This window comes from Rhizobium sp. P1_E6 (assembly GCF_056405875.1).
Genome location: NZ_JBFUBG010000185.1, coordinates 1 through 4,454, shown reverse-complemented (window position 1 = coordinate 4,454; position 4,454 = coordinate 1). Strand labels below are relative to the sequence as shown.

The 4,454-nt window shown below is 57.9% G+C and carries 4 protein-coding genes and 1 riboswitch; of the genes, 3 read left to right on the top strand and 1 reads right to left on the bottom strand.

All coding sequences use genetic code 11. From position 1 onward, the window contains the following. A partial coding sequence (locus AC1D35_RS34860) for a transposase (RefSeq protein ID WP_477941564.1) occupies positions 1-192 on the top strand: 192 nt, incomplete at its 5' end. 13 nt (positions 193-205) lie between these two features. On the opposite strand, the gene AC1D35_RS34855 is transcribed toward AC1D35_RS34860, so the two are convergent. Continuing rightward, entirely contained in the window at positions 206-2,047 is a 1,842-nt protein-coding gene (locus AC1D35_RS34855) for an ABC transporter ATP-binding protein/permease (RefSeq protein WP_113308656.1), read from the bottom strand. Between the two features lie 148 nt (positions 2,048-2,195). After that, positions 2,196-2,273, top strand: a riboswitch (SAM riboswitch). A 47-nt stretch (positions 2,274-2,320) separates the two neighbouring features. Between AC1D35_RS34855 and metA the strand changes: the two genes are divergently transcribed. Together metA and AC1D35_RS34845 are read left to right on the top strand one after the other, a co-directional pair. After that, positions 2,321-3,244: a homoserine O-acetyltransferase MetA gene (gene metA, locus AC1D35_RS34850; protein ID WP_477942460.1), complete on the top strand. Its 924-nt coding sequence runs from the start codon at positions 2,321-2,323 to the stop codon at positions 3,242-3,244. A 139-nt stretch (positions 3,245-3,383) separates the two neighbouring features. Next, entirely contained in the window at positions 3,384-4,406 is a 1,023-nt protein-coding gene (locus AC1D35_RS34845; RefSeq protein WP_113308658.1) for an aldose epimerase family protein, read from the top strand. Positions 4,407-4,454 lie beyond the last annotated feature (48 nt).

The window sequence follows — 4,454 nt, the reverse complement described above, 5'->3', positions numbered from 1 at the left end:
GTCATTCCCAACAATCCAACCCGAAAGCAGATCAAACCGTTCGACCCCGTCGCCTACCGCCGGAGAAATATCATCGAACGTGCTTTCTGTCGCCTCAAGGACTGGAGGCGTGTCGCAACTCGATATGACAAGCTCATGCTCAACTTCGCGGCAACTTGCTACATCGCCGCCATCGTCATTTGGTGGGCCTGATTGAGTCTGGAGCCTAGAGCGCCGGGGCGGCAGCTGCCGCGGCGCTCGATCCGGGAACCGAAGTTGCCGATTCTTCGTCCGATTTCGAGGGCAGTGCCTGCAGGTGCAGGGTGCGCGGGTGCAGCGCTTCCAGATAGGTTTCCGAGCGGCCGATATAGATCATGCCGGTGTCCGGCATGGTGGCGAGCAGCTTCGTCATCGTGCGCTGCCATTCCGGCTCCATGCCTTCGAGCACTTCATCGAAAACGGCCCAGCGCGGCTTGACGAGAAGCAGGCGAGCAAAGCCGATGGCCTTTTGCTCATCGGCATCGAGAAGCTTGTCCCAGCGCGCGCGGCTGTCGAGGCGGGCGATCAGCGAATGCAGGCCGGCAGCCTCAAGTGCGGCCTCGACGGTCGCCTTGTCATAGGCCTCGGGTTTTTGGGGGAAGGAAATTGCCTCGCGCAGCGTGCCGCCCGGCACGTAGGCGACCTGCGGGATGAACAGCATGTCGGCAATGGGCGGTAGGCCCATTGTGCCTTTGCCACATGGCCAGAGGCCGGCCATGGCCTGGAAGAGCAGGCGGCGGTTCACGCTGTGATCGCCGTTGATCATGACCTTTTCGCCGGCCTTGATCGTCACATCCGCCTCGCGCATCCGGAAGCCGCCGCAATCCTCGATGTCTTCGCCAAGCTTGGCGAGGATGACGACATTCTTCAGCGTCAGCGTATCCGGCGCGGTTTCCTCATAAACAATGGTGTCTTTCAGATCGAAGCCATCGTCCATCTCCAGCAACGCCTGACGGAAATCGGTGACGCGCATCAGCGTGGCGCGCCATTCGGCAATCGGGCCGAAGTTGGCGACGTACCAGCGCAGCGCTGTATTGACCTGATTGAAGGCGCCGACCGACATCATCAACTGGCCGAAGGTCAGCCCGCCAGAAAAATAGGCTGGGGCTGCGACGATAATCGGGATGACGATGACCAGCCAGCCGTACCCTGCCGAAACCCAGGTCAGGTTGGTATTGGCTATGGCCAGCCGCTTGATGACGGCAAGAACATTGGTGATATCGCCGTTGATGCGCTTGCGCTCATTCTCCTCTCCGCGCGCCACTGTGATCGCCGGCATGTTCTCATTGGCATGCATCAGCGCGAAGCGCAGTTCGGCCTCCTTCGAGAACCGGTCGGCATTGAGTTTGACGAGCTTGCGGCCGACGACCTGGCTCAATAGCGAGGCTGATGCGGCGTAGAAGATTGCTGCCCAGACCATATAGCCGGGAATGGTGAAGTTATAGCCGCTGATATGGAAGATGAAGCCGCTCGAAAGCTCCCATAGCACGCCGATGAAGCTGACGAGCAGGATGGTCGACTGCAGCAGTCCGAGCACAAGCCCGGTCGTGCTTTCCGCCAGATTCCGCGAATCCTCATGCAGGCGTTGGTCGGGGTTTACGCCGATGATGCCGATGGTGGAAAGCTTGAGGGCGCGTTTGCGCTTCAGCCATTGATCGACGAGATCGCGCGAGAGGCCTTCGCGCATATAGAGCGCGGTCATCTGGTTCAGCCAGGCCTGCAACACGTTGAGCAGCAGCAGAGCGCCGGCAATCATCGCGAAGACTTCGAGCTGCTTGAAGAATTCGCCAAGGTCACGGCGTTCGAGGGAATCATAGAAGGGCGCATTCCACTCATTGAGGATCACCTGTCCATAGGCGGTTGCCAGGATGATGACGACGAGCGTTATCGCAAGCAGCAGCACCCTGCCACGAACCTCAGAATTCCAGAATGCGGAGAACATCACTCCAAGTCGATATGTCAGGCTGAGATCATACCCTACCCGGTCCTGACTCTGGATGCCCCTCCCCCTTTCAACGTCATTTGCCATTACAACTTTCCAAATCCGCCCATCCTTACATTAATAACATGGGGGCGTTACTGGTCCATCAACAGATTCCACCACCCATAAAGAAAGCGTGATGGCTTTTGCAGCTATCTGCATTGACAGTTGATTCGCAACGAGACTGGCGCTATTTAAGGTGCCTCGTGGTGATTTGGCCGGCCGGCTTGCAGCCACGTTAAATAAATCGCTAAAGGGCCGCGTGCGGACCGGTAGCGATTCTTTCGCCGCCGGTTTTTTATTTTGATCGAGTTGACCGCAATGCCCATCAAGATCCCCGACACGCTGCCCKCCTTCGAAACCCTCGTGAACGAGGGCGTGCGGGTGATGACCGAAACGGTGGCGATCCGCCAGGATATCCGTCCCTTGCAGATCGGGCTGCTCAACCTCATGCCGAACAAGATCAAGACCGAGGTGCAGATGGCGCGCCTTGTGGGCGCGTCGCCGCTGCAGGTGGAATTCTCGCTGATCCGCGTCGGCAACCACAAGGCCAAGAATACGTCTGAAGAACATCTGCTCGCCTTCTACCAGACCTGGGAGGAAGTGAAGCACCGCAAGTTCGACGGTTTCATCATCACGGGCGCGCCGATCGAGACGCTGCCCTACGAGGATGTTACCTATTGGAAGGAAATGCAGCAGATTTTCGACTGGACCCAGACGAATGTGCATTCGACCATGAATGTCTGCTGGGGTGCGATGGCGGGGATCTATCATTTTCACGGTGTGCCGAAATATGAGCTGAAGGAAAAGGCCTTCGGCGTTTACCGCCACAGCAATCTCAAGCCCTCATCTGTCTATCTCAATGGTTTCTCTGATAATTTCGAGGTTCCTGTGTCGCGCTGGACCGAGGTGCGCCGGGCCGACATCGAGAAGGTCGATGGTCTTGAGATCCTGATGGAATCCAGCGAGATGGGCGTCTGTCTCGTGCACGAGGCGAAGGGCCGGCGGCTCTATATCTTCAACCATGTCGAATATGATTCCACATCGCTTTCGGACGAATATTTCCGCGACGTGAATGCCGGCGTGCCGATCAAGATGCCGCACAACTACTTCCCGCATAACGATTCCACTCTTGCGCCACAGAACCGCTGGCGCAGCCACGCGCATTTGCTTTTCGGCAACTGGATCAACGAGATCTACCAGACGACGTCCTACGATATCGAAGAGATCGGCTCGGGCATCTGAGCGTCATCGGGCGGGCTTACAAATAACGCCGTCGCATTTCTGTGACGGCGTTTTGTTTTCCGGTTTGCCCGGTTGCGGTTTGCAGGAAATGGGGGCAGGTTCCGGTTCCTGAATTCTAGGGATGGAGTGAGCGTCGATCATGGCGGACAAGTTGGAACGGGAAGTTTTCGGACAGACGAAGGACGGCGAGACCGTCCATCGCGTCGTCATCCGCGGTGGCGGATTGACGGTCAAGGTGTTGAGCTGGGGTGCAGTTATCCAGGATATCAGGCTGGAGGGTCATGACGCACCGCTGGTGCTCGGCTTCGAGGATTTCGCAAGCTATCTCGCTCATTCGCCTTTCTTCGGCGCGACGCCGGGACGCTGTGCCAACCGTATTGGCGACGGCAAGTTCACGCTCGACGGCAAGGACTACCAGCTCGAACTTAACGAGAAGGGCGTCACACATCTTCACGGCGGCAGCAATAATATCGGCACGCTTGTCTGGACGGTCGTCGAGCATGAGACCGACCGCGTGGTGCTGAAGATCGTCGATCCCGATGGCCGTGCCGGTTATCCGGGCAACTGCACGATCCAGGCGACCTATCGCGTGCATGGCGATGGCGAGCTTTCTGTCACCTACGAGACGACAACGGACCAGCCGACGATCGCCAATGTCTGTCAGCATTCCTATTTCAATCTCGATGGCCGGGAGGATGCGCTGGCGCACGACATCATGATCGCCGCCGATCACTATCTGCCGACCAATGAAAGGCAGATACCGACCGGCGAGATCCGCTCCGTCGAGGGCACCGCATTCGATTTCCGTGCGATGGCGCCGATGAAGCGTTTTGCCGGTCAAGAGCAAGCGCTCTACGACCACAATTTCTGCTTTTCGAGCGAGCGCACAGCCAAGCGCTCCGTCGTACTTGCCCGCAGCCTGCATTCCGGCGTGTCGCTGGAAGTGCGTACGACAGAGCCGGGCGTGCAGTTCTATGCCGGCTTCAAGCTCGGCGTGCCGGTGCCGGGTCTCGATGGCCGCAGATACAGTCCCTTCGCCGGCTTCTGCCTGGAAACGCAGATCTGGCCCGATGCCATCAATCATCAGGACTTTCCGAACGCGGTATTGCGTCCCGGTGAAGTGCTGCGCCAGGAAACGGATTATATCTTTACGAAGAACTGAGTTCGTATAGGAAACGGATTATATCTTTACGAAGAACTGAGTTCGTAT